The organism is Pelomicrobium sp. G1 (assembly GCF_051905455.1).
Classification (GTDB): domain Bacteria; phylum Pseudomonadota; class Gammaproteobacteria; order Burkholderiales; family UBA6910; genus Pelomicrobium.
Genome location: NZ_JBQACR010000227.1, coordinates 1 through 318 on the forward strand (window position 1 = coordinate 1; position 318 = coordinate 318).

The following is a 318-nucleotide window of genomic DNA, read 5'->3' on the forward strand; positions in this document are numbered from 1 at the left end:
GGCCCGGCCCCGGCACGGCTCGGGGGCGCCGACTTGCGCCGGGCCGACCTGGACCGCGCGAATCTCGTGAGCGTCCCGATGCGAGAAGCGCGCCTGGATGGCGCCCGCTTGACCCGCGCCCGGCTCGGGCACGCGGACCTTTCCTGGTCGAGCGCCACCGGCGCCGATTTCTCCCATGCCGAGATGGGATGGAGCCGAGCTTACGCCGCCGACCTGCGGAACAGCCGGTTCAACGGCGCCGATCTCACCCTGGCGCAACTGGAAGGCGCCGACCTCGCCGGCGCCGACTTGACGGGCGCAACGCTTCAAGGCACCAAT

1 protein-coding gene is annotated in these 318 nt (G+C 72.3%); it reads left to right on the forward strand.

What is annotated here, in order from left to right; all coding sequences use genetic code 11:
* Window positions 1-318: pentapeptide repeat-containing protein (locus ACTFO6_RS18285; RefSeq protein WP_439935808.1), on the forward strand; the 318-nt coding region annotated here is incomplete at both ends.